Annotated in this window: 2 protein-coding genes and 1 rRNA gene; all 3 read right to left on the bottom strand. The window is 63.8% G+C overall.

Going from position 1 to position 3,497, the window contains the following annotated elements; all coding sequences use genetic code 11:
- Positions 1-2,705 precede the first annotated feature (2,705 nt).
- Complete coding sequence (locus VF697_RS13750; protein ID WP_331095052.1) at positions 2,706-2,837, bottom strand: hypothetical protein; 132 nt, start codon at positions 2,835-2,837, stop codon at positions 2,706-2,708.
- Between the two features lie 11 nt (positions 2,838-2,848).
- A complete protein-coding gene (locus VF697_RS13745) occupies positions 2,849-2,995 on the bottom strand; it encodes a hypothetical protein (protein WP_331095050.1) in 147 nt (48 codons plus the stop codon).
- 390 nt (positions 2,996-3,385) lie between these two features.
- Positions 3,386-3,497, bottom strand: a 5S ribosomal RNA gene (gene rrf, locus VF697_RS13740); the annotation flags it as partial.

Here is a 3,497-nt window from a genome sequence, read left to right as displayed (position 1 = left end):
TCGCTGTTCAAGGTACCTCGGAATCGACTCTCGCCGACTCTCTTGAGGTACCGCTTAGAATTGACTGCGGTTTCCGCAATCTGTCTTCTTGGGCTTGCTATTTGGTTTTCAAAGACCGAGCCGCTTGTTGCTCTCGCGACTGTGTGCTACGCTCTGCTTCGCTGCTGCATCCCCTTCAACTTCGGGGGAGGCATTCTTTATTTCGAAGCGCTTCCGCTGTCAAGCGACCGTTGTCGCTTCGCTTCACCGCTTCGCCTCGTTTGGAAGCAACATCGCGCCGCAGCGCTTTGTTTCTTCTCTTTCGAGGGGGCGCGGAACCTACTTCGTTTCCGCCTTCCCTGTCAACCGCCTTCATCGACTCCTTCTTTCCCGCCGATTCGGCTCTGTCGCCTTCGCGACTTCGCCGTTTCGAGGGGAGGCGGCTTCTACCACCGCCGCGTCAGGTGTCAACTCCGCTCGTTGACTTCGTATTTCGTCTTTCAAACCCGCTCGGGAGCTCCCGTCGCCGTTGCGACTTCGCTTTCCCGTTCAGGGGGCGCGGCTTCTACCACCACCGCGTTGGGAGTCAACCGCCTTCGTCGACTCTCTCTTCCCGCTCCATCGACTCCGTCGCCCGTGCGACTTCGCCGCTTCGAGGGACGCGGCTTCTACCACCGCCGCGTTGGGAGTCAACATCGTCCCGTCGACTCCGTATTCCGTCTTTCAACCTCTCCGGAAGTCCCCGCCGCCAGCGCGGCTTCGCTTTTCCGTCCAAGGGGGCGCGGCTTCTACCACCACCGCGTTGGGAGTCAACCGACTTCCTCGCCCCCATCTTCCCGCTCGAGGCGGAGCGTCACTCCATCCAGCCTCTCGAAAGGGCGCGGGTATTCGCTTCAACCGCAAAGTTCGGACCTGCATTCCGACACGGGCCTCGTGCTCCTGCCTCGTTCCAGCCAAGCCCTCTCCCTCGTGGAGGGGTCAAGCACTCAGGAGTTTCACGTCCCATGTGAGGACCGGGCGAGCGAGCCCCAGTTGTCGGGGAGATAGGCTCTCTGGCCACCGCACCCGGAGTGCCTCCCAGGGCCGCTGCGCTGGCAGTCCTTCCAGCAATGCAGCCGGACCGAAGCTCCTCCACCATCCGCAACGTCTCGAGCCGGACGCCGTCCACCAAGCCCCCCGCCGCAGCCACGTCGTCTTGGCCCTCTGCATTGTCCAAGCTGACCTCTCCGCCCTATGAGCACCTCGAACATCTGGGCCCGGAAGCGGAGTTCCTCGAACATCCCTTCGTCGTAGGCCCCCACCAGGAATGGGCTTGAGACCTCCAGGAAGCACGCCACCCTCGGGCCTACCAACTCGTGCTCGCGGAACGCCTTGCTGCCACTCCGGGCTACCGCTCCGTACGCGCCGCTCGACCGCCATGGGACTCCCGCCAGGTCCTAGTAGATGACATGCCCGCAGGGCAGGTGGAGGTCGCAGCCCTCCACCCCCGCGGAGATGCGGATGAGCACCTTGGGGTGCACTGGGGTGATGAAACCATGAAGGCCCACTCGCGCATGGCTTGGGCTTGGTCTGTCTCGCCATGGACGAGCGACACGAACGCGCCGTCCTTGAGCCGGGTCGCATCAAGCCGCACGTCTCGGGCACTCGTCGGGTCCAGGAGCTCACCTCTGGCCGCACGGATGTCCTTGAGGGACACGCCCACACGGCGGATCGCCTGCAATAGCCGACGGCGCCCTCCCAATTGAACGACTCCCCGTTTCAGGCAATGCGATCGAAGTGCACCACCGCCGTCATGGGGCTCGCGGAGGCGCCATCCACAACCGCCATCGGGTCGAGCCAGCAAGAAGCTCGGCGCCTCGACATACGGCATCGAAGCTGTAGACACGGCCCGCATGTTGAGCCCGATCGGGGGCCAGGCCGCGACGGCAGTGGCGAAAACCTGGATGTGCGCCGCCTTGGGCTCGACGCGTGGTCGGGTCGATGAAGTGGACACCTCGCTCGTCGAAGATCGCGGCATCCTCACTTGAACCCTCAGTATCAGCACGGTCAGACTGTAAGGGCCATCGACCCACCAGGGTTCGTCGAGCGTCTGGGGCAGCACAGCCACTACCCCCCGCGCGTTCCTGGCCCCTGACTACCCCCGTGCGCGGACATGCCCCATGACCTGGTTGGGGAACACCGATCGACATCATTCCCAGCTCAGGTCGATGCCGTACGTCAGGCCGCGCGGCGCGCTCGAGGATCTCTCCCTGGGGTAAGCCACAGCGCGTGCGTCTCCGTCCAAGCTCCAGGGTCTTGCTCACCACCCAAACCTGGGTCCAGAGAAACGCGACCGCGTTCCAGGATGATCACATCCCTGCGCGGGAGATGGCCTGGCAGCAACCCGACTCGGACTTCTTACCGCCCAGGCGGCGCTGTGCGTACGCGGCAAGCTCGCGGGCGATACGATCCCCGAGGATGCTGGCAGGCGGTATCGTCCCGGATGCAGAAGCTGAGTCTTCTTGCCGGCGTACTGAGCGTCAATGACGCGCTCGACCACCGCCCATACCATGGGGTAGTGCGGCGCCAGCTCCGCTCCCACCATCTCAGCAGCAGCTCGAGCCAGATCCACCCCGAGGGTGAGCCCTCAAGCGCGCGTTGGACAGTCTTCGCTCCTCAGAGGATTTGAGAAGCGTGGAGTAACATCTGGTGAGCGGAGTCCCCAGGAAGGACTTGCCCGCCATCCACTACTGCCGGTGCAGCTCATTCACGCAGCGAATGAGCAGCGAATGGGGCAGCTCGTCGTCGCCGCGGACATCGAGCCCCGGTGCGGCGAGGACGCATCGGTCTGCGTGGGCGGCGATGAATCCGCGCCTCATGCCGTGGTTCCTCAGCCCACGCGGGCGAGTGGGCACTCCGACTTGCGGCGGTGATGGATGACCAGCCGACCGGACTCCTCGGAGCGATCTCCGTTCAACGCATACACACAGAGGGCTTCGCGAAAGAGCTGGCGGACCTGCGAGTCCAACTCGTGCATGACGTGTCTGATAAACGGCTCGAATTCCAAGCTTGTGCGGCACCATCGTACGCCCAGGCGACGGCCCGGAGCTGGCGGCTGGCCAGCACGAGCAGCCTCAAATCCCAGAGGACCTGCAGCTCTCCGCCGAGTTGCGATGAGCAGAACGGGCCAGACCACGTTCTCGCGGTAGTCGCGGAGGTTCTACGGGGCCTCACTGGTCGCTCAAGGGAAACCAACGAAGTGCCCAGCGCAACGCAGGTTGAGGTAGCGCGGACGCGAGCTATAAACTCCGCCAGACCACCGAACGACAGCACCGCAGAATCGGAGCAGTCTCTCAGCGGACCGTGAGCCCGAAAGGCGAAGGCCCCGAGTCCTCACTTACATGAGGACTCGGGGCCTTCAAAAAAAATCCGGCAGCGACCTACTCTCCCGCGCGGTTTCCCGCGGAGTACCATCGGCTCTGGAGGGCTTAACTTCCGTGTTCGGGATGGGAACGGGTGGAACCCCTCCGACATAGCCA

Origin of the sequence: Archangium sp. (genome assembly GCF_036388035.1) — a bacterium.
Classification (GTDB): domain Bacteria; phylum Myxococcota; class Myxococcia; order Myxococcales; family Myxococcaceae; genus Archangium.
Note: the sequence above shows the minus strand (reverse complement) of the source record. Positions and strands in the feature narration are given on the sequence as shown.